Origin of the sequence: Bradyrhizobium sp. CCGB01, assembly GCF_024199795.1 — a bacterium.
In the GTDB taxonomy this organism is placed as follows: Bacteria; Pseudomonadota; Alphaproteobacteria; order Rhizobiales; family Xanthobacteraceae; genus Bradyrhizobium.
Genome location: NZ_JANADK010000001.1, coordinates 1,605,009 through 1,626,085 on the forward strand (window position 1 = coordinate 1,605,009; position 21,077 = coordinate 1,626,085).

18 protein-coding genes and 2 pseudogenes are annotated in these 21,077 nt (G+C 58.9%); 9 read left to right on the top strand and 11 right to left on the bottom strand.

Annotated features, from left to right (window positions below; genetic code table 11):
* Positions 1 to 202: 202 nt before the first annotated feature.
* A complete protein-coding gene (locus NLM25_RS07310; protein ID WP_254136557.1) occupies positions 203 to 613 on the top strand; it encodes a DUF3085 domain-containing protein in 411 nt (136 codons plus the stop codon).
* A gap of 406 nt (positions 614 to 1,019) precedes the next feature.
* Here NLM25_RS07310 and NLM25_RS07315 read toward each other — a convergent pair whose 3' ends face one another.
* Positions 1,020 to 1,262 carry a hypothetical protein gene (locus NLM25_RS07315; protein WP_254116274.1) on the bottom strand — a complete coding sequence of 81 codons (243 nt, stop codon included), beginning with the start codon at positions 1,260 to 1,262 and terminating at the stop codon, positions 1,020 to 1,022.
* Positions 1,263 to 1,281: 19 nt separating this feature from the next.
* Positions 1,282 to 1,854 (bottom strand): hypothetical protein, encoded by a 573-nt coding sequence (locus NLM25_RS07320; RefSeq protein ID WP_254136558.1) that lies wholly within the window; start codon positions 1,852 to 1,854, stop codon positions 1,282 to 1,284.
* Positions 1,855 to 2,639: 785 nt separating this feature from the next.
* Here NLM25_RS07320 and NLM25_RS07325 point away from each other — a divergent pair.
* Positions 2,640 to 2,963: a hypothetical protein gene (locus tag NLM25_RS07325; RefSeq protein ID WP_254116275.1), complete on the top strand. Its 324-nt coding sequence runs from the start codon at positions 2,640 to 2,642 to the stop codon at positions 2,961 to 2,963.
* Positions 2,964 to 3,261: 298 nt separating this feature from the next.
* Positions 3,262 to 3,546: a DUF3892 domain-containing protein gene (locus tag NLM25_RS07330; RefSeq protein WP_254136559.1), complete on the top strand. Its 285-nt coding sequence runs from the start codon at positions 3,262 to 3,264 to the stop codon at positions 3,544 to 3,546.
* Positions 3,547 to 4,309: 763 nt separating this feature from the next.
* Here the strand turns inward: NLM25_RS07330 and NLM25_RS07335 are convergent.
* Together NLM25_RS07335 and NLM25_RS07340 are read right to left on the bottom strand one after the other, a co-directional pair.
* Entirely contained in the window at positions 4,310 to 4,513 is a 204-nt protein-coding gene (locus NLM25_RS07335) for a cold-shock protein (RefSeq protein WP_254116277.1), read from the bottom strand.
* A 557-nt stretch (positions 4,514 to 5,070) separates the two neighbouring features.
* Positions 5,071 to 5,484, bottom strand: coding sequence for a hypothetical protein (locus NLM25_RS07340; protein WP_254116278.1), 414 nt, complete (start codon positions 5,482 to 5,484; stop codon positions 5,071 to 5,073).
* A 1,670-nt stretch (positions 5,485 to 7,154) separates the two neighbouring features.
* Here NLM25_RS07340 and NLM25_RS07345 point away from each other — a divergent pair.
* The gene (locus tag NLM25_RS07345; protein WP_254116279.1) at positions 7,155 to 7,661 is read left to right on the top strand and encodes a hypothetical protein; all 507 of its coding nucleotides are present in this window, start codon (positions 7,155 to 7,157) and stop codon (positions 7,659 to 7,661) included.
* Positions 7,662 to 8,000: 339 nt separating this feature from the next.
* On the opposite strand, the gene NLM25_RS07350 is transcribed toward NLM25_RS07345, so the two are convergent.
* The 6 genes and pseudogenes from NLM25_RS07350 to NLM25_RS07375 all read right to left on the bottom strand — a co-directional run bounded on the left by NLM25_RS07350 (position 8,001) and on the right by NLM25_RS07375 (position 13,757).
* Positions 8,001 to 8,393 carry a hypothetical protein gene (locus tag NLM25_RS07350; RefSeq protein WP_254136560.1) on the bottom strand — a complete coding sequence of 131 codons (393 nt, stop codon included), beginning with the start codon at positions 8,391 to 8,393 and terminating at the stop codon, positions 8,001 to 8,003.
* Positions 8,394 to 9,320: 927 nt separating this feature from the next.
* Positions 9,321 to 9,833, bottom strand: coding sequence for a hypothetical protein (locus tag NLM25_RS07355; protein WP_254136561.1), 513 nt, complete (start codon positions 9,831 to 9,833; stop codon positions 9,321 to 9,323).
* Positions 9,834 to 10,305: 472 nt separating this feature from the next.
* The gene (locus NLM25_RS07360) at positions 10,306 to 11,187 is read right to left on the bottom strand and encodes an MFS transporter (RefSeq protein ID WP_254116282.1); all 882 of its coding nucleotides are present in this window, start codon (positions 11,185 to 11,187) and stop codon (positions 10,306 to 10,308) included.
* A gap of 468 nt (positions 11,188 to 11,655) precedes the next feature.
* A pseudogene (locus NLM25_RS07365) lies at positions 11,656 to 12,704 on the bottom strand (tyrosine-type recombinase/integrase); the annotation flags it as partial.
* A 359-nt stretch (positions 12,705 to 13,063) separates the two neighbouring features.
* Positions 13,064 to 13,246 (bottom strand): hypothetical protein, encoded by a 183-nt coding sequence (locus tag NLM25_RS07370; protein ID WP_254116283.1) that lies wholly within the window; start codon positions 13,244 to 13,246, stop codon positions 13,064 to 13,066.
* Between the two features lie 199 nt (positions 13,247 to 13,445).
* Positions 13,446 to 13,757, bottom strand: coding sequence for a hypothetical protein (locus tag NLM25_RS07375; protein ID WP_254116284.1), 312 nt, complete (start codon positions 13,755 to 13,757; stop codon positions 13,446 to 13,448).
* A 1,031-nt stretch (positions 13,758 to 14,788) separates the two neighbouring features.
* Between NLM25_RS07375 and NLM25_RS07380 the strand changes: the two genes are divergently transcribed.
* Positions 14,789 to 14,968 (top strand): hypothetical protein, encoded by a 180-nt coding sequence (locus tag NLM25_RS07380; RefSeq protein WP_254136562.1) that lies wholly within the window; start codon positions 14,789 to 14,791, stop codon positions 14,966 to 14,968.
* A 1,302-nt stretch (positions 14,969 to 16,270) separates the two neighbouring features.
* On the opposite strand, the gene NLM25_RS07385 is transcribed toward NLM25_RS07380, so the two are convergent.
* A complete protein-coding gene (locus tag NLM25_RS07385) occupies positions 16,271 to 16,801 on the bottom strand; it encodes a DUF1269 domain-containing protein (RefSeq protein ID WP_254116286.1) in 531 nt (176 codons plus the stop codon).
* A gap of 694 nt (positions 16,802 to 17,495) precedes the next feature.
* Between NLM25_RS07385 and NLM25_RS07390 the strand changes: the two genes are divergently transcribed.
* From NLM25_RS07390 to NLM25_RS07400, 4 genes and pseudogenes are all read left to right on the top strand, one after another.
* Positions 17,496 to 18,266, top strand: coding sequence for an outer membrane protein (locus NLM25_RS07390; RefSeq protein ID WP_254116287.1), 771 nt, complete (start codon positions 17,496 to 17,498; stop codon positions 18,264 to 18,266).
* Between the two features lie 287 nt (positions 18,267 to 18,553).
* Complete coding sequence (locus tag NLM25_RS44245) at positions 18,554 to 18,949, top strand: hypothetical protein (RefSeq protein WP_375166927.1); 396 nt, start codon at positions 18,554 to 18,556, stop codon at positions 18,947 to 18,949.
* Positions 18,950 to 19,060: 111 nt separating this feature from the next.
* Positions 19,061 to 19,348: a hypothetical protein gene (locus tag NLM25_RS44250; protein WP_375166813.1), complete on the top strand. Its 288-nt coding sequence runs from the start codon at positions 19,061 to 19,063 to the stop codon at positions 19,346 to 19,348.
* A 163-nt stretch (positions 19,349 to 19,511) separates the two neighbouring features.
* Positions 19,512 to 20,962: pseudogene (locus NLM25_RS07400) on the top strand (GntP family permease).
* Positions 20,963 to 21,077: the final 115 nt, after the last annotated feature.

The following is a 21,077-nucleotide window of genomic DNA, read 5'->3' on the forward strand; positions in this document are numbered from 1 at the left end:
GTGTGGACGCTCTGTGCCCGCATAAGGGCCGCTAGGGAGGCTCTTGAGGCCTTCGCTGGACGCGTTGCTCGTCGGTTATGAACCACTGTTTTGCCCGACGGAGCAAGAGGCCATTTGGCTCGGCTTGCGCCATGGGGTAAGATTAGGAGGAATCTGGTTTGCGCAGAGTTTGCTATTGGTTTGCCCGCCCAGGAGGAAACTAATGCAGTCACTGATCTTTGATGCTCCCGAAGTACGTCGCGTTGTTGAGCACTCCATCGCTTCCGATGCGCAGCAGTCCCGGACGGTTCGAGACAAGCGCAGCGGCGAGCTAGTCAAGGAAGCGGTTGGCGCGCCCTCTGTGCTGCTGGCACGAGATCACGGGGTCTATCTTATGTCCAATGGGCTGCCTCGTGACATAGTGAGCGAGCCCCGTTCCTTCGCGGCCTATGCATGGGGTTGTGATCCCTTCCGTGATCCGGACTGGCGTAATAAGGCCCGGTTGCTTGCTGGAGATGATGATTTTTCTATAGCTCTGCCTTGGGCTCACGATCCGAAGGCGCTCATTGACGCTGGCGCCCGCACAGTGGTGTTGAATCTCAAAGACGGGGGCGTTGAGATAGCTGAGGGCTAAGCCTCTCGTGCTGCCACGATTGGCGCAGTTATGCCCAGAAACCAAAAAGGCTGCACCGAGGAACTCTAATGGGACCACACTGGCGCTAAAGGCACTGGGGTGGCGTACGGATCAAAAGGTAAGGGCACGGGGCGAAGAGCTTCGTGACGAAGGCAGCTTAATCTCAACGATCAAGGCCGCACCAAAGGTTGGCGTGGTTCTCATCACGCAGCGTCTTCTGAAGATCTTTCCGCTGCTGCGGCTTCAAGCCGAACTCGCGGCTGATCAGGTTCATGTAGGTTCGCCCCGGGCTCCGGTTTGCCATGAATGTCACCAATTGGTCGGGGGGCAAGCCGCTGCGCTTGACGGGGACCTTGGAACCGTCGAGGTCCAATGCCCAATCTTGCACCGAGATGTTCGGCAGCTCTTAGCGAATGTACTGAAGGATCTCCGTGCCGCGCTCGCCGGCGGGCAACACGATGAACGGGTCAGTGGGCGCGCACCGCCCCTGTTCGTCGATGACCTTCCGAAGTCGTACACGGCCCATTGCCTGGATGATGGAGGTGGCGAGGTGCCCGCGTTGCGATAGCTCTCTGACGTTCGCGTGCTCTTTCCAAGACGGGTTGTCGTGCCAGTCATCATCACGGACACCTTGGAACGCAAAGAACACGTTGGTGCCCCAAATGCGGTCACGAAACGGAAGGCCGAAGATGACACCGTGTCGAATTCCTTGTAGTCGTTGCTGCCATCGATTGCGCCCAATGAGCCGATGCGACCCTGCGCACGCCGAGGTCCCCCGGCGCCGACACGAGGTGCTCAACTCGCTTGTGGACGCAGAACGGCACACTACGGTCTACCGACAATCGCTCAGCCAGATTTGCCTGCAACTGGGGAAACTGTGTGGACGCAAGCTCCTCCATCTTGGTCTTACCAATGCTCGCAGTGCGGGCCACGTGAAGAGTGACATTGCTATAGTCACGGACACCGGGCCGCGTTGGGATGATGTCGGCCCGGTCCTCCATAAGCTGGTACATGAGGTCGACGCTTGCCGTGGCATCCAGCACGACAGGCCCAGGCAGTTCTAAGGGTACCGCAAGGGCCGCTGAGTTCATCGAGTGTTGGTTGCCTGAAAGCGTCATGAAGGCGTGCTGGTCTAAGAGTGCTTCAGCAGCCCCGAGCACCTTGTCGAGGCGCTGCGCAAGGCGTGGTCGCTCCCTCTCGTCTTCCTTCCCAATCTGCTTGTCGTAGGGCAGTCGGAGCATGGCAGCTCTCAGGGCACTGAGGTCTGCTGACACGGAAGACTCTCCGGCCAACCAAGCCAACGAAGTGCCAACCTCGAAACCGTCATCAGTGCCCGCGTGGACCAGCTGCTCTCTCTGAGCACCTCTAACGCCGTCACCTCGGTCGCACGGGCCAATCGCGTCTCATGAGGTATGTGGCCAATCAGGAATGTAAGATCATTGAGCTTGACTTGGCTATGCTCGACGACATTGGCCAAAGCCTCATCCACAATGTTGAGAAGCCGCTTTCCACCTCGCCAATGAGTAAGCCTCGCCCATCGCTCGGCTTTAACACCAGACAAGGTTTCTTCGCTCTGGTGTAGGCCTCGTGGGTGATGACCACGATATCGCTATCAAACGGTGTGAACCGCCATTCCAGGGTTCGCAATTATTGCGAACCCTCGGGCTCAGACCGCTTCACAAAAGAGACGGCCAAAGCGCCTCGCGACGGAAGCAGTGCGAGCGCGACTCGGCGCCGGGAAACATGCGAAAAGCCGACGCTGTCCCTATCGCGCCCGCACTGCCATTGAAATTAGCAGCAACGTGACTCGACGCTTGGGGCGTCGCAAGCACGCAAGCGCCGTCACTATCACGCGCCGCTAACTTCAGGGGCCGGCCCTGCCGTCTGCCTGGCAAAGCTGCTGACCGCACGCCCGCGCGGATGGCAGTCCGTGGGCGCGCCCTCCAAGTTGTATCGACGAATGGTCTCCATTGCACCCACCAAACCCGGTAGGTGTCGATCTCATGTGGCCTGGTGCAAATGCGCCATGGCGACTGAGTTAGATTCGATTTTTGATGTGATTGAGCATCACCGCGAGCTATCCGCGCAATACGATGCCGCTGCATCCATATCTGCAAAACTTGTCGAAGGACCCGAATTTGACGCCGCCGAGGCAATCAGCGAGGAGCGGCTGTTGGCTCTCGACCAGTACGGAGACGTGCTCATCAACTCCAAACCGACAACGCTTGCTGGCGTCATCGCGCTGAGCCGCTACGTCGCAAGCCTACCGGCTTGGCTGCTGTCGGATGAATGGCATCAACCGTTTCTAAGGACGCTAGCGGACGCGCTGGACAAAGACGCCACGCCATAAAGTGGACGGCTCGACGTAGCGCATGCACCGACGCTAGCCCGTTACACTGTGACAATCAGGAAAAAAGAGCGCGTATACCACGCGCCGCAAACTTTGGGTGGTCAGCCACGCTAACGGCGGCACGTCTTGGATTAGCAAGACTGCCCACCTCACTCCCCGGGAGGCTCGATTCGCTGAGGTGCTACCAATTTGTATCGTGCAGAAGTCAGCGCAAGCACCTACCTAGATGGTGGCCGCCTAGTCCAGCCGTCGTGGACTAGGCTGGTCCTCGGCCTTTTGCCAAATTCAGGAGACGTGAATGACCAAACGCGAACGCAGTCGCTACGTCAACAAGACGGACAGAAAGAACCCTCACGAAAGAATCTCACATGTTGGCGGCGCAAACCCCGACGGAACGCCGTGGAAGCGATCCATCGATCAGGCTATCCGAGACATCGAGAACAACGAGTGGGAGTTCTATGTCGAAGAAAACGGCCGCAGAGTTGATGTCGTCTGGGCCACGCACGACGGGTACAAGTATATCAAGACGGCGGCGGACGACATTCATCCAAACAATCTTCTATTGCTCGCTGAGTGTCCGTGACACCGCGACTGACCGCAGCTCAGCCAACGAGGCTGACGATTTGATGGGCGAGCTAAACGAACGTTTCGAGGTCCAAATGATCCGCGACATTGTTGCTGCCGCTCTCGCCGTCTTGGCTGTCAGGCTACTGATCGCAAACTACCTGGCACGACGAGGAGACGCCTTGCATTGCGTCCGGGAGCGCTAAGTTTCCACATGCCTCCGCCAAACAGACGCAGCCTGCCGAACCCACTGGACTTCACACTCGTCAAAAACGAGATGGTGAAAGGGCAACGGATCATCGCGAACGCAGCGGCGGGTCCCAAAATGGTCGGCCGACATGGCGTTGTTCTCGGATCTGGCGGAACACGCAACCGCCTTCGTGTTCTGCTTGACGGATCAAAGTATGAGATAACGCTACACGCGCGTTTTGTGGATGTGCTGAACGAGAACGAGCCATCCGCTTGACCGCTACAGTCTCGCGTCCGCCGCGCGGTTAAATCCGGAAAATGCGCGCGGGGTCAAATACGGGCTCCGACCAAAGCCTAAAGCCGCACGAGACAACCAAGGGGCCGAACGATGACTACGCTGGACGTGGCAGAGACACCATGAACAATAGCCATAGGGAACTGTTCGCGATTAGCGCTACCGTCATTGTGGCGGCGGGCGCCTTTTCGCCATTCGGTTTCTAGCGGGTTTCACGGCTAGATCGACGGGGGTTTTGCACCCCCGCATTTTCTCAGGTGCGCCGCGCTTTCGCTGCGGCCTTTTCGTTAAACGCGGATCAACCGATGCGTAGATTTTCGGCCGAGTCTTTTCCGCAATTGTTCACGACGTCGAAGCTAACCTTGGCTCCCTCTGCGAGCGAGGTGAAGCCGGCTTTCTCAACTGCCGAGATGTGAACAAAGACGTCCTTGCCGCCCGAATCCGGTTGAATGAACCCGTAGCCCTTCGCCGGGTTGCACCACTTCACTGTCCCCATAGCCACTTTAACTTCTCCATTTTTCAAAAACCAAAGCTAGTGCGCGAATTTCGCCGAAAGAAAGGCTGGCAGGCGGGCGTCGCGGCCGTGGTGATGCACGTGACGGTTTAGGTATTCCCTGCCGGGTCGATCGGTCCAGCCGATAGTGTTGATGTGAATCGTTGTGGTCGCCGCGCTGGCACGCTTGCGCACCCGCCCGGGGGTGTCTGTTGAACAGGCCCGGCGGCCTGATGGCGGTCGCCGGCCTGTAGTTCGCGTTTACCCTACCGCTAAAGCCTAATTTCCCGCTTCGATTGCGCCATACGGCGGCTCGGCTACGCTGTCATAGCCGGATGAGTTGCCCTGTCCGGTTCAGCATGGCGGAGCCGACGCGCCATCATATTCGGCGCGTCGGCTTCGTTTTCCCCATGGGAGATCAGCGGTGTGGCCCTACGGAATCGTGGCGCTATGCGTTGCGCTCGTGATCGTCGGAGCTTTTGCACTCCTTTTTCTCAGCTTCGATTTTCCGGACGAGCCCAAGGCCTAAGTTTGTAGCGAGGCGCGCATCGCTTCCGGCGATCTAATTAGCCGAAGAGGCTGGTGACGTCGGTTGTGCCGGAGACCGTTCCGGGGAAGAACGTAGCCAATGCGCCGGTACCGGCGGTGCCGGAACATTGCGCGATAGCGTGCCGCTGTCCGGTGACGGTAAACCCACCTAACGCGAAGGTCATGCTCGGGCATTCGCAGTAGCCGAACCGACGCGCTGTGAACGTTGCCCCGCTGTACGTGACATTCGCACCAAAGGTGAAGGTCGAACTGCCGGTGGTGAGCTTTGCCGCGCCATCCCCAACGAGGAAGAGTCCGATCCCGCCAGTCAGCACCTTGTGATTTATCCTGGCACAAGTCAGCTGTCCGCCCCTGTTCGCATAGATCCGGAAAGTCGCGGTCGATCCGTTGTACTCCACGTTCTCGAGGGTGACGCTCGTTGCCGACGACATGGCAACATCCTGAGCCGTCGACGACTGTACACGAGCGCCTGAGACCGTGAACCTTCCACCGACTGCGGTCGTAGGAAGGGCCGCGCCAGCCGTACTTATGACGACGCTCGACGGGCTGGCGTTGTTACCTTGGAAAGTGACCGTTCCAGAATCCAGATAGCTTTTCAGGACGATCGCGGCATATGTGCCGTTCGCAACGTTAACGACAGATAGGTGTGCCCCTTGACATTATTGCGTTCGACGTGCGGCGGCAACTTGCGCGGCGTCACGTCCACCCTCATTCATTGCGGCAAGCTCATCCGATTGATCGCCCACATGTGGCAATGCATCTGCGGCCGCGTCCAGCTCACGAACCTACCAGGCGCGGCGTCGATCGCTAAGGATCCGAGGAGGCGGCATCTGGTCGACCATCTCGTCGAAAGTATTCGGCAGCAGCCTCGCGGTTGATGAAACGCGGCGCCAGCGATGGCGGAAGGGCGCTCTATCGTGGCAAAGTCTGTGGATCCGTAGGAGCCGATCGAGCACCTAACAGCTCGTACGCGTCGGGTGACGTCAGTGACGGCGCCCTGTGTGAATGAATGCACGCCGCGCGACACAGCTCGAAGGTCTCCATCTGGGCGCCCGGCCGGCCAAGCCACAGCGCGGTCGTGGTTCCGAAAATTCGCAAACCGAGGCCCAGATGAAGTTCGGGGAAATGGTTTTCGCAACTACCCGTTGGCCGATGTCATCGGTGGTTCTCGCTGGCTGATCAAAACCGTAGCCCGTGCAAGACGGACAGCCGGGGGGTGATCACGCGCGAGAACGTCCAACGCTTTTGGGCTCACGCCTTGGACAGCGCGTTCGCCCCGGCCCTTGTGGCCAATGATCTTTGCAGGTGTGTTGATGGGCACGAGAATTCGATATGTGAAACGTTCCTGTCGCGTGCATCGATAACCAGTCTTGGTAGGTGGATCAGCCGCAAAGTGTGGCATGTTGCTATCGGAGTCACCCATGTATCGCCGCTCAGTCATGAAAATCCTTCGGTCCGATAACGACATCTAGAACATATCAACCGAGAGGCGCTCGTAGAAATCACCGGGCTGGGGCGCTTGTTTGTAAGGCTCCGCGCGTTGTTGAGATCGCGCGACCTGCGCAACTCCGCGCTCTGGCCCTGGAACAGAAGTTGAATTGTCGGCTACTTCCAACAGGAACCGACTCAAAAGAGAGATTAATCCGTCTCGCAGATCGGGTTGATAGACGTAAGGACAAGTCGATTCTTTATCTTACCCAACTTGGTCCAGACAAACTCGTTGCTGCCGTCAAATGCGGTTCGATTGTTAGAGGTCCACCTCGCCGAGCCAAGCGATCACGATCGGCCCGGCGGATGCGCCGTTCATAACGGGGGCGGTACGTTTGTGATCTTTAGCCCAGCTCATTGGCTTCAGGCTGAGGTGCCCGCGCTAACTTGCGTAACCCGCGCGTAAGGTAGCTAGTTTGTTTTCGGGCGGTGGTTCACCCCGTGGTCGAAGGATTCTCTGGTCAAACTTTCCATAGCAGCTGGCACTTGCGGGTCTATCGGTCGGATCACCCCTGAATGGGAGTGACGGGCGCCCAAGCCTCAAATGAGCTTGAATCGGTCGTGGCGTCAAGTTGTACACGACTCCGGAGGCATATCCACGAAGTGTAGACAAATGAAGAATCCCTCTCTCGGTGTTATACTATGTTTCGTTTTGATTTTGCTTGGCCTGAATGGGATTGCGCTCGCGGATTCAACGCGGCGCTACGATTGCACGATAGACGGAACCGATCGAGAGCCGATAGGCGATCGGAATGGGCACATTATTGTCAGCCTTCAATACACCTGTCGCGTCGCGGACGGTCTGTTGAAGGACGCGAGAATTTCGGGACTGTCGGTCAGCGAATGGGACAGTGAGAATGGAAAGTACTTGGCTTCTCTTGACGTTCATCGCGCGCGCGACGGATTTGCGATTGGCCAACTTTTGGAGGGGGGCGCCTCCTCTGTCATAGAGGACAACAGGGCTGGCATCGCAGCTTCCGGCAAGACGGTATTCAAGTTCGCATCCGGCTCGTTGACGGCTCTCTCAGGAAGGACCGTGAACTTTACGACCAAGCCCCTCGGTTCTCGTCGATTCGAGATGGAGTTCACAGATTGGCCTGAAGCTACTCAACCGAAATGACTCCCGACGCCGATCACCTCATTTCCGTCCCTTTAACCGTGTTCCTTGCGATATTGCCTTGCTCGAATGCCGGAATGTGCCGTAAAACGTGCTTCCCACACGAAGGACACAGACTATGTCGGAAGTCTTATGGCGACATGATGGGATGCATTCTGGCCGGTTCATCGTCGGCGGCATCGGATCGGTCCGAAGCGCCGGTTCTCGATCCTGAGACTTTTGCGTGAAGGGTTGCGGCCAGGCGCTTGGAAGGCACCGCCCTTATCTAGTACTTGCATTGGGGCTGCATGAATTTTGCTTTCCTGCCGTTGCATCGTAGATCTTCGCATAACAACTGAAATTCTAGCCACCGACTTCTATGTAGGTTTCGACGCCATGGGCTTGTGGGTCGGCGATGACCCTTTTCAGATTCTGGAAATCGACTTTCGGATCTCTGGTCTCCCTGGAGACAGTCTTGGTTGTGCCATCGCTGGTACAGGTATAACCAAAAAGTCTCGTGCAGGTCAGATCGTTCGATGTGTATTTGGTCAAACTGGGCTGCACGAATGTCAGCACGAGGCTGTTGAAGTTTGCCTGCTCGTGCTCGATCTTTTCGCGGAGCTCTTCGAGATTCTCCAGGCTCGCGTAGCTCTGCACCGGAAAATTGTGGGCTCTGCCAGCCCATTTCCTGCCAGGAAAAATGCAAGTGTGGTCGACAACAAAGCCAGGCGGCAATGTTGTGCTGCCGCTAGACATTCTATTTCCTTTCGACAAGATCAGCGCTGTCCCGCTATCAAACGTCGAAACCCGCCATTATGGCAAGCTTATGCACCTCTTCAGCTTCGGCAGAGAAATGCTCGACGCAACTGTTGGCGAGGAAGAAGCTTTCCCGAAACGCTCGCATTGGCGCTCGTAGGGGGCGAGATGCTGGTCGGAGTACGAGTGTTGCTTTAGATGCTGGAGTCCGCTGCCGATGCTATCACAGGTCGCTCGATACTGGCGATGTTATAGCATAATCGAACACCGCAACGACGTTCGTCGTGGCTAAGCGCTTGGGCGGGCGTTCCGATCGCAGCGGCGCTGACGATGGACCCCTGACGACCGCCTGACGGCGCGACAAAATTGTCGGATGTTTTGCGCAACTGCGAAGTCAGTCTTTCACCACGACTAGCCGCGGCAATGCGCCGTTGATCCGATTGATCAGCGTAGCGACTTCAGCGAAATAGCGGTCTACCGCGCTGCGGGCGGTCGTGCCGGGGGGATGGAAGCTCAGAAAGATTCCTTCATGTGACCGGCTGATCCACACGTATACGTCGTTCGGCTCGGCGCTGTGGCTTATAAAAAATCTTGTCCGCCAGCGCGCCCAGCAATCCACCCAGAGACCTTTCGATCATCCATATAGGACACCATGAAAGGATCGCGGAGTGTCGCCCCCACAATTCCATCGCCATGGGGAACGGCACCTGAGCGGTTGCTTTGCCCGCTTCAGTTCGAGCCTGACCAAGCGCAGTACTTCTGGGACGCTTCGGACAACGGGACGCTTACCGGACTCATCCCGACATACCACTCAATCTAGTTCTTCCTGCGCAGTTCGTTGCGCGTATGGAAAGGAGGGGACGGTGTGAAAATCCTCGCGTTCGCCCAGCGCTTTCCCTTCCGAAGCGAAACACGCAAACATGCCAGTTATGGCATTTCCGCATTGGGCACGACACGCTCAATCGACCTCCGCGCGGTCTCCGCGTCAAAGTGCCATGTCCGGCTGGTGAGCTGGAGGGCTCCACCCACCGCGCCGAGTGGCACTGGGAAATCGGGCAGCTCACCGCCGTTGGCCGCAATCAGCTCACGCCAGTGCCCGATTGCCGGATGCTCATCGGTCAGATTGGTCACGCGGGCGCGCTTGGACACCGCGTAGTCCAGATAGCTGTGCGCCAGGGCCAGTCGCGGGACTGCACCCTGGATTGCTGCGGCATAGAACTCCTTGATTTCGAAGGGGACCGAAGCCATCGAGAAGGCGTCTGTGACTGAATGGTCGGAGGCGAGCACGGCAGTGGTGGATCCCGGTCTTCTGATTGTCACGAATAGGTAAGCAGGCGAGCGCAGCGGATTTGTCTCCGTATCGAACAGCTCTTCTACTATCCGGGTGAGTTCGCCCGAATCGGCGTAGTCACCGAGTTCGATCAGGTCGAGCGTGGCCACGCCTCGGTCGGCGGTGGCCAGATGGATCGTCGAGCCATGCTTGACGAAGCGACAGCGTAGTGCCTCGTGCCGGTATACCCAACCAAGATCGCCCTGCTCAGAGCTTTCGTGTCGATCTCGCCTGACCATTCAAAAGCGACGCCCAGCCAGGCGGGCCGTCCGTTCCCGAACCAGCAGAGGTGCTCCTTCTGAATGCGGGAGGGGCGACGCGGATCCGCGCGCCACGTTGCGGGGTGGGGCACGTTGGCCCGCCACAACGTCAGGCGGCCCGGCCGTAGCTCGAGGTCGCCAAGCTCGTGGATCTCCATTCGCAGTCCTGTCTGCCAATCCGTGGTGATCAGAGATGCAAGTTGTGCTTGTGGCGTAGGGTGATCGCCAGATCCATGGCACGGAGGCCGCGCCCAGCACGCTGCTTGCCAATAGCGTAGTGCGCAAGCGGATCCGGCGCCGACCGCACCGCCAAGCAGCGCGCCTATCGGTGCAAGTCCCCACACCACGCTTCGGATGCTCGCATTGCCCCGCCCCTGAACGCGGTCCGGGGCCAGCACGTATCGAACGAGGACTTGGTGTACGTTGTAGTCCAAACGACAGCACGAACTGAGAAAGCGCCACGCACACGACTGCCGTCCATCGCGGCTGCGTGAGCAGCGCTGCCAAAGTCAATGCCTGCGGCGCTAAGCGCCAGCGTGACCATCAACACCGGCCCAAGGCCGATCGCGCGGCCGGCCCGGGCTGCGGTGAGCGCACCCATCACGCCACCGAGTGCGCCGATGCTGAGTACTAGGCCTATCGTCCAGCCGTCCAAACTTAGATACTTGGTCAAATAGAGCAGAAAGACAGCAAAGTAAGCGTTGTAGCAGAAGATGAAGCTGCCGGTAGCCAACGTGACAGCACGCAGAATCGGTTTGCCAAACACCGTCGTCAGTCCTTCCGTGATCTGACCGAGTACCGGACCTGATCCAGCGGGCGGGGGCTCAGCCCCGCGCTTTGGCACCAGTGGCAGCAAGGCGGTGGCGAGCACGAAAGAGGCCGAGTCGGCGAGAATCGCGATGGGCGCGGAGAACGCACTGACCAGCCAGCCTGCGAGGAATGGACCGACTGCCACCACGCCAGATCTGCTGAGCTGCCAGGAACTCTGCGCCCTGACGAGTCGAGCCCGACCCACGACCGTCGGCACGCGCGCCAAATAGGCCAGGTCGGCGATGACTGCGGCCGTCCCGACAAGGGTGGTCGCCACATATAGCTGAACCATTTCGAGTTGCCCAAGGCTCGCGAAGATCGGAATCGTTGCGAGCGTTACCGCCATCACCAAATTGGCGGTCAGCAGGATGCATCGGTTTGGGAGGCGGTCCACGATCACCCCGGCGAAAAGGCCGATTATCAGGTACGACGCCTGCCGCAGGCGAGCAGTAGCCCGGTCTGCGCCGGGCCCGCCTCCAGCAGAGTGATTGCCGTCGGTGGTAGCGCCAGCACGGTCACTTCGGATCCCAATTCCGACACCGTACGCCCGACGAGCAGCGCTAAATAGACGCGCGGCAATCCACGAGGTGGGTGGAGGTCTCAGTGGGACTCACGCGTCGATGGCCGGGCTCGAGGCCGACAGATAGCTCAATCGGGCCAATTCACCGCCGGCGATGCGCTCGAACTCCGCGATCTGGCGGGCGTCAAGTCCTGCGTGTGACGGCCAAGCCGACCGGCGTGCAAGGGTTTGCCCGCGGACTCGGCCGCCGGGTGGCCGTAGGGCCGTACGACGCAGGTTAGCCTCATCGACTTCGGACGGGGAAAGGCCTTGCCTCCGACGATCTGGTACGATCCGACACGCGAAGGTCCGGCGCAGGTCGCGGTTCGTCACATAGGGGATCACGCCGCGGTCCCGTTGGCGCCACATGAACAAATAGAACGTGCCGTGGCCGACGGGCCTCGATGGGTCCTTGGCCGAAGGGAAGAACCAGCCGTATTCATTGACGTTGATGGATGAGATCAACTCTGCGGCGAGATTCGGCACCGGAACGGCGTGGGGCTGGTCGTTCTTGGTCGTGGACCAGTCGATGATCTTCTCCTTAGCGTCCCATTGGTCGATGTGGAGGCTCGCGATCTCTTCGACCCGCTGGCCGGTCAGCATGAGAATTCGGACCGCACGGGTATACGGTGGATGGACAGGCGTATCGGGGCTCGCCAGCCAGCGATACAGCTCGACGAACTCGTCCTCGTCGAGCCAGCGCGTGCCCTTGACCTTCGGTTCGGTCGGAATGCCGGTCGCCGGATTGAAGGGGATGCGGAAGCGCCGAGCGGATTGCTGCCGATAATCGTTGTCTGACTTCATGTCCCAGCTGAAGGCAGCGTGTATGTAGGACCGCACATGATCGGCCATCGACTTGGCTCCGCGTTCATAGATCGGGCGGATCAGTTCGATGATTTCCTCTGACTCGATATCGCGGGCGAGGCGGTTGCGTCCGAGCGTGTCGGCGACCTTGTTCAGTCCTTTTTCGGTTTCTTTCCGGGAGGGCTGTCCGCAGCCTTGAGCGAAGCGACATAGCCCTCGAACAGATCGGCCACAGTGCCAGGGGCGCGTGTCGGTCGCGATTTTGATGCTTCGGCCCTTCTGGATCACGTCAGCGAAGTCGCGCTTGAAGATTTCTCGCGCCTGCGCGAGCGACATTGACGGGTAGGCGCCGAGCTTCTTCTTGGTATGCTTCCCGTCGCGCCACTGCTGCGCCATCCAGTCGACCGTGACGCACTTCGGCAGGGCTTGAGGACCAGGACGAGGCGACCGGTACCGCGCCCTTCGCCGTCGGCAAGGTTTTCTTGCTTCCGGCTCATCTCGATGCGCTTGAGCGCATGTCGGATTGCTGTGTCGGTCAGGCTTGGCATGGCGTTCCTCCGGGTCCCGCAACTGGGATCGGTCGAGGAGAAACGGGGATCGTTTGCTGGCCTGCGATCGACTTGACACAGCCGAATGTCCCGTCAATGCGCTGGCCGAGCGCATAGCCAGCTGTGCCGAGTCATTTGTGCGTCGACTCGTTAATAGAGTCTTCTGCATGGTAGGCTTTGTCCGGCGCCAAGCGTGATCGCTGTCGCCCGGTCGGCACGAGGCGAAGACATGATGGCCCTGCAGGTCCCTCGAAGGCGTCAGTCAGCTTGGTGACAGCTGATGTTACCGGGGACGAAGTCCTAACGGTCGCATGCACAGCAACGCGAGGTGGGAACGCCCCGCGTTCGAACCACCAATCTTATTTGGTGGCTCCGGTGCGGTCGATGACCCAAGCCACCATATGGCCCTTGGCCTGCTCGGCCTGCATGTGCCGGAGGGCCTCAGAGTAGGTTAGCAAGGGCTCCTGCGCCGGGTAGACGGCGCGGTCGGTCGGGGTGGCGAAGTGGTGGCAACACACGCGATAGTCTTTAGCCTCGTGCATCGGATCCTGCTCTCGTCTGAAGTTGCGACGCCATACGCTCGCGCGTTCAAGTACTGCCCTATCACACACAGAATGCGACCTTTAAAAGGCCGCGCGCTTCAACCCCTCCGTCGCTTGGGGGGCTGATCTTTTTTATGATCGGTTGGGACCGGGCAGCGGGTGCTCGCTTATGCTGAGCGTAAGGGTTGGCAAGCGGAGTTCAAGCCAAATCACCGCTCGCCTCGGTCAGCCAGTTCAGCAGCCAGCACCTTCCCGCGATCTCAGCCAACACCGTCACTGCACTCACCTCAGCATTCATCGCCGAGCGAGCCAGTAGACCCACAAATCCCACGATCAGTAGTCCCGCACGCGCAAGCGCAGGCAGCTCGACCAGCAGTTCTAACAGCTTGGGCTTCTCGCTGGGGGCATGCGAACGCAGAGGGCCGACATGAAACGTAACACCTAAGTCTATGTTCGGGAACTGCTCTTGCGAGTACAGATTGGTCGGATTGGTGAAAGTCCCAAACGACATGCCACTGGTTCAACGTTGTTTTCGAATTGCCTGTTGCAAGAACTTGACGGTCTGGTCGAGCGCCTGCCAGTTCACGTCGCCGATGATGGTCTGCTTCTCGTCAGGCGTAGACTGCAACATGAGCAATCTGGGGGGATTGCCCCTGCATTGCACGCGTCTGGCGCGGCTCTCATGCAAACGACAATGCGACGCGGGTACGCGCGACTGCTCAGCTCGCGCGTATTTCGCAGTGGCTTTTTCGGCCTTTGGCTTTTTAGCAAGAGAAGTGGCTTCCCGAGCAGTAAATGACCCGCCGAACGGGGCTTCACTCCCGACGCCCGGTGGCATGGTGACCAACCGATTCTGACAAATGAGTCGGGGGCCCTCTTGGAGATTCGGTGCGACTTGGACCGGCTGCGTGGGGTACGTGAGTTAAAAAGAAAATGACTGAAAGGCGCGTACCATGATTCGGCATCGCTCTGCCTTGGTCTATGGTTGTGTTTGACCCGGTCTGGCCGGTAAGGATAATGATGTCCGTTCGGACGACGACGCGCTGATCGACAAGGTCAAATCAACTTGGCGAGCGCAGGATGGTGAGATGGCAGAGCAAATCTTCACCAATGTCTCGATGGTAGCCAACTTCGTCCCCACCGGCTGGAAGTTTGGGCCAAAGACTGACACTGGTGAGCTCGTCTTTCCATGAGCCAAACGTCCATCTGATGAAGGAAGTGACTGGGTATGCCGTCACATGGGAGTGGCACACGATGGCACAGTGAAACTTGTGGTTCCGCATGCAAAGCTGGTGGAACTAGGCGGACAGGCGTTCGCACTTGCTGACGAGGTAACAAACAAAAAGGACGTGAACCGTCGCTTCTGTATGATCCCGCTAGCTTCAACTTCGTGACGACCGCGCAAGATGAGTTAAACAATCTTCTGCGGCTTGACGCTGCACTATCGGTGAGCTGCTTGGAGTGTACTATTCGACGAGGTAGACGAGCAGCAAACCGCGAAGGCCACCCTGTGGCGCGTGTAGCGCTCGGTCGACTGCAATATTGCCGAACCTGGTTATCCGCCGTGAGGGGCATCATTTTGACGAGCGCGAAGAGCAGGATTGGAACCACAATCTTCTTGCCACGCTTCTCGACGCGTATGCACCGGGTTCTTGGTTTAAACTTGCAGAGCCGAAAGACCGGAAAGCATTCGAGGTGGCCGAAGAACATTGGCCAAATTAAAAGCAGCAAGCAACCGCGAGCGCGGACCGTCAGCGAAAACGAACAGATTGACGATAGGCTAATACGTGCTATCGCGCGCGCAGAGACGCGAGAGCGTGTCATCCGGTTGCTAGACCTTCTTCAGGCGTTCGTCAGAAATGGTCCTCCATGCCCGATACGATCCGCTTCCTGTGTCCGAACAGAGCAAGTGGTGAAGAATCATTTAGAGGCCGATAAAGGGCGAGCACTCCCGCGGCAACAAGGATAAGCCTAACCTCGCGACCAGACTGCCGTCAGCGTCGCTTGCGCCTCTGCAGCGAGCAGGATCGCTCTTTCACACTACTGCCCACTGAAATTGGCAGCGACGTGACCCGACGCTTCGTGGCGGGTCAATGAAGCGCTGTCCCTGCCACGCGCCGCTAACTTGCGGTCAGCCCTGCCGTCCTCCACGCAAAACTCGCCTGCTGGCCGTTAGAACGGTGGGAAAGCCCGGGGCGATGGAGTTGTATCTCAGAAGTCTCTAGGCTTGCACCTCCAAAAATTGATTAGCCTCCTGAACCAACGCCGCGTGAACCGATCACCTCAGCCTTGGCCGCAAAGCGGCTAGAATCTCAAGGGCCGAGCGCGACCGACGCGACTACACTTGGGCAGCCAGCGCGGACGCGACTCGGCGCCGGGAAACATGCGAAAAGTCGACGCTGTCCCTACCGCGCCCGCGCTGCCATTGAACTTAACAACAACGAGACTCGGCGTTCGGGGCGTCGCGAGCACGCAAGCGCTGTCCCTATCACGCGCCGCCAACTTCAGTGGTTAGCTTTACCGTCTCAAATAGCGAAGCTGACCGCCGCGCTGCCCGATGGGTGCATGTCCATCAGAAAGCGCTCAATTCATACAGCTTAGAAACCCTGGAGGTGCCTACCAGGATTGGTCGGCTGACTGATTCGACGCCGGCATGTAAGATAGTGAGCGATTTCGCCCGCGGAGTTCTAATTGCGAGTGCCAGCACGGCAGACCAGGCTCGGCCGCCAGCCATGTCGGCGAAGTGCGGATTGAGCAACGATGGCATTCTTATGCGCATTTGTATGGCTCGCGCATGCGCCGGTGGAAGATGTGCTGCCCCCCCAGATGCACATCATTGCCGAGCCCGTCGCGAACCTCGCTCTCCCGAGCTATCGTGCGTTGCCCAATTGTCAGGTTTGTCAGGGACACGGTGATGTTCGGCCCACACGCTGTAACTTCGGCCGATTATCAATCGTGGCAAGAAATCGGCTGCGGGCGGTTTCGCCTATGCGGTTGGCCGTCCTGCGCAATCGGTAGGATAGTTCAGGATGATGCCGCGCCTTGCGGTTGCTCTCCGGTGAGAGGTTGCGCCGCCTTGGCAAGGGCGTCACGTAGAATATGTTCCTTCGTCTCATCCAGGGACGTCTTCAATACGACACCACCGGCGTCCTTGATCTCCTTCAGAACTTTGTCCGCGGTCATGTTCCTAATTAGAACGAAGAGAGCGGCGTTTCCGGGTTCGAGCGCCGTAGATAATTCCTTCATGAAGGCATCGTCGATGCCAAAATCTGTCAAGGCACCTCCGAGTGCTCCTGACGCTGCCCCTAGCGCGACACCAATGATGGGGTTCAGAAAGATCATCCCGATGAGGAGGCCCCAGAAGCTGCCGGTCGCCGCACCTATAGCCGTTGTGTTCACCAACTGGTTCAGCTTGATGCTGCCTGAGTCCGTCTTGACCGCGATCACCGCGTCGCCAAGGCTGATCAGGTACTCTTTCTGGAGACTGAGAAGTCGCTGACGCACCTTCTCGGCCTTCGCTTCGGTCTGGTATACGATCGCCACAAGATCAGACATGAAACTCTCCTCGACGTTGTCAGCTGACCCGCCCGCGGGCCAGACAGCCGCTCAATATCGGGAATCAGAGGCGAAGCTGCCAACGATTGCATCCGAGCAAACCCTGAGCTGCTGAGGTGAATGTGCGCACCTGCCATCTCCCATTTCTCGAGATCGCACCTCGATCTTGGAGGGTTGAGCAAATTCTGCGTTGGTCTGCGACTACGATTGCCATATGTCCGGCTTCGCTATCAATTCCCAAGGTTGGTAGCTGTGTATTGGATCGCTTGTATGGGCGCTCTTTGGCGTGATCGACCGGACGTGTTCGGTGATGGAATGGCCTGTTCCGCCCCTTCAGCCGATGGAGCAGCAACGATTGTGAGTGTCAGAAGCTTTGGATGTTGTTAGTCTCCTTCATGGCGCATCGCTCTCTTTGAGAGGTTCTGCCAGCTTTCTCACCCGCCTCGATACGCCAACCCAGACTGGCACTCTCCTCTCAAAAGCAAACTCACAGAAATAGTCTGCCTTAGGCTACTGACGTCCTCGGCAGGCAGCATCCGTAACCGGCCTGACATGCACTTCGGCGGAGGGACGATTCGGCAACGCTCGCGAGCTGGTCAACTACCAACCTTAGCAATTGATGGAGAAGGCGGGCACATGGCACTTGGATTCGATGAACCGTCAAAAAGGTCGATTCGAAACAGGGGCAAAAAGAATGAAAGAAGTCCTGCTGGGCACAGTAGCCCTCATCGCGCTGGCTGCCGCAGCCTCTGCCGCTGATATGGCCGTACGGCCCTACGCCAAAGCGCCCCCGATGGTCATTCCGATCTATGATTGGACCGGCTTTTACATCGGCATCAATGGCGGCGGTGGCTCCGCGCATCAATGCTGGGATGCGGTCAACGTCGGCGGTGTCCTCGTCGCTCCGCCCCTTGCGATGGGGTGTCATGATGCGACGGGCGCCACGGTGGGCGGTCACATCGGCTACCGCTGGCAGATTGCAAATTCAGTGTTCGGCATGGAGGCGCAGGGCAACTGGGCCAATTTCAAGGGCTCCAACGCCAACCTCGCTTTCGCAGGCGTCCATGATGAATCCAAGTCTGATGCATTCGGCCTGTTCACCGGCCAGATTGGTTATTCCTGGAACAATGCGCTGCTGTACGTAAAAGGTGGCGCTGCAGTCGTTCGCGACAAATACCGGGTTTTCGTTTTTCCCGAGACGGGGCTAACCATCAACGATGGCAGCGAAACTCGGTGGGGCGGCACGGTAGGGGCGGGCCTTGAATTTGGCTTCGCTCCGAGCTGGTCAGTCGGCGTTGAGTACGACCACCTGTTCATGGGCGATCGGAACGTGGACTTCGTTTCAACTGGAATCGTGGGTGCTCCGGCGGGTACTCTTGCGGGTACCGCCCGTATTGGTCAAGACGTCGATATCGGTTTGGTCCGCGTGAACTACCGCTGGGGTGGCGCACCCGCGAAATATTGATTTTCGTCGATCATAATCTAACAGTGAGGTACAGTCTGCCGACGCGGCGCGAACGACCTCTCTTCAAGCGGGGCTGCACGATTGTGCCACGTCCATTGCTACGGCGCCGCGAGGGTTTATTCCTGGGTTACTTAGCGTGGCGAAGCGACGCGCCTTCGTGGAGGCCAAAATGCCAGAGCCTAAAGGCCGATCTGAAAATCGCCAGCGGAGGGAGAAAGCCTCGGGAGCCAGTCCTTGTGGATTTGGCTCTGCAGGGAGGGGGCTCGCAGGGCGCCTTTACTTGGGGCGTGCTCGATCGCGTTCTTCAGGAGAACTGGCTTCGCATCGTCGGCCTATCCGGCACCTCGGCCGGCGCGATGAACGCAGGCAGTGATGGCATATGGCTATGTCGTGGGGGGAGCGGAAGGCGCGCGGGCCGCCCTCGACGCCTATTGGGAACTCGTCGCGTAAACCGCGCGCTTAAGTCCGTTTCAACGCAGCCCGATCGACGTATGGCTCGGCCGCTGAACGCTCGACTATTCTCCGCTGTTTATCGCAATGGACATGATGTGGCGTCTTTTCTCGTCCCACGATCTCAACTTGGCCGGCGCCAACCGCTCCGTTCCATACTCGAACAGTCGATCGATTTTGAGCGGCTCAAGAAGTCGCCTGTTCGGATCTTCATCACCGCGACCAATGTTTGAACCTGTCGCGGCCGGGTGTTCCGGAATCCCCGAGATCACGCCGGATGTTCTGCTTGCCTCCGCCTGCCCGCCGACTCTGTTCCAGGCGGTTGATATCGACGGGGAAAGGTATTGGAACGGCGGCTACGCCGAAAACCGACGCTGACGCTGCTTGTGCGAGAGCTGGACTCGAACGACACAATCCTAACAATCCTAGTGCCGATCAATCCGATCGAGCGTCCCGGCATGCGCCGGACCGCAGCTGAAATTCTGAATCGCGTCAACGAAGTGTCGTTCAACGCCACCACCCTGAAGGAACTTCGGATGATCGCCCTCCTGAGCAAGGTCGCGAATCTCGATGACAGCGAGGCGCGCGCTGGGGGAGAATGCGCATCCATTTCGTCCGCAATACCATTATGACCATGCTCGGTTATTCCTCCAAGATCAACGCCGAGCGGGCGTTTCTCCAGATGCTACGAGATGAGGGATGGAAAGCGGCGGATGAGTTTCTAGACGTCGATGGAGACAATATTGGCAAACGGTCTTCGGTCGATCTGACATTCTGCTGCGGGGGGCCTGATCCTTGGGTTTTCTCGGCATTCTGCTGGGTTTGGGCCTCTTGGTGTTATTCGCCTATTGAGGCTCGAGCGTCCTGCTCCTTGCGCCAATCTCAGTGCTCATCGCGGCGTTTTTCTCGGGCGAGCCTCTGCTCGCCAGCTGGACCCAGACCTTCGTGGTCAGCACGATGAGGTTCATCGGGCAGTTCTTCCCATTGTTTCTCCTTGAGCCTCTTTTTGGCAAAGTTATGGAGGACAGCGGCTCGGTCAGCGCGATCGCGGATTTCATGACCGCGAAGCTCGGCGCACAGCGGGCAGTCCTCGCGGTGGTGCTCGCCGGTGCGATTGTAACCTATGGCGGCGTCAGCCTTTTCGTCGCCCTGTTTGTGCTAGCGCCGATGGTCGAGGCCTTGTTCCGTGCCGCCGATATCCCGCGGCGACTAATGCCGGCGGCGATTGCGCTTGGCACGTTCACCTTCACCATGATGGCCCTCCCGGGCACGCCCGCCATCCAGAACGCCATCCCAATGCCCTTCTTTGGCACCACACCCTTCGCCGCGCCTGGGCTCGGCATCATCGCGTCGACGATCATGCTCGGCTTCGGCCTTTGGTGGCTCGCGCGAGCCGAGGCAGGCGCGAGGCTCAGGAAGGAAGGGTTCTCTGGAGACACGATGCTGCCCAAGCAGGGTCTCTCCGATCCCGTGCTGCGCGAGCGCGCCGCCACCGCCGGGAGTTTGATCCTGCCGAGATCGAGCGCGGACATCTCAGCCTCGAGCCGTCGCCGATTATCCTCGCCGGGCTGCCGCTGGTGCTCGCGATCGTGGTCAATGTAACCATGTTGTTCGTCGTGCTTCCGCGAATTAGTTTCGATTTCCTTGCCGAGGAACGCTGGGGCGAAACGTCCTTCGCGGCTGTCCGCGGCGCGTGGTCGGTCGCCGTAGCGCTCATCGTCGCTATTCTAGCGACGAGCGTGGTGAACCGATCTCGTCTGCAGAGGCTGCGCGACACACTGGACGCTGGCGCCAATGCCTCGGTGCTGCCCATCCTCAGTGTAGCGAGTCTCGTCGGCTTCGGAGCCGTCATCGCGGCATTGCCGGCTTTTGCGCTGGTGCGTGATTGGGTGCTCTCGATCTGCGGTGGTCCGCTCGTCTCTCTCGCCGTAGCCACGAACATCCTCGCCGCGCTAACCGGCTCGGCGTCTGGCGACCTGACCATCGCGCTCGGCGCGCTCGGCGCGACCTATTTGTCGCGCCCACTTGAACTGAACATCGATCCGGAACTCATGCATCGCGTCGCCGTGATGAGCGCCGGCACTCTCGACAGTCTTCCCCCTAGTGGGGCGGTGGTCACGTTGCTTTCGGTCTGTGGCACTACACCCAAAGAGAGTTATCGAGACATAATTTTGGTTGCCATCGCAGGCGCTCTGCTCGCGCTGCCGGTCGTCATCCTGTTGGGCTCGATCATTGGGAGTTTCTGAAATGAAACGTGGTCACTTGCACCCGGTCCGGGCCGACCGATCACGTAAGCTGCAAGTAACCGAGTGCAGCCGCTAACCGACATCACTGGTTGCAAAATTTAAGGACGCCTTCGGT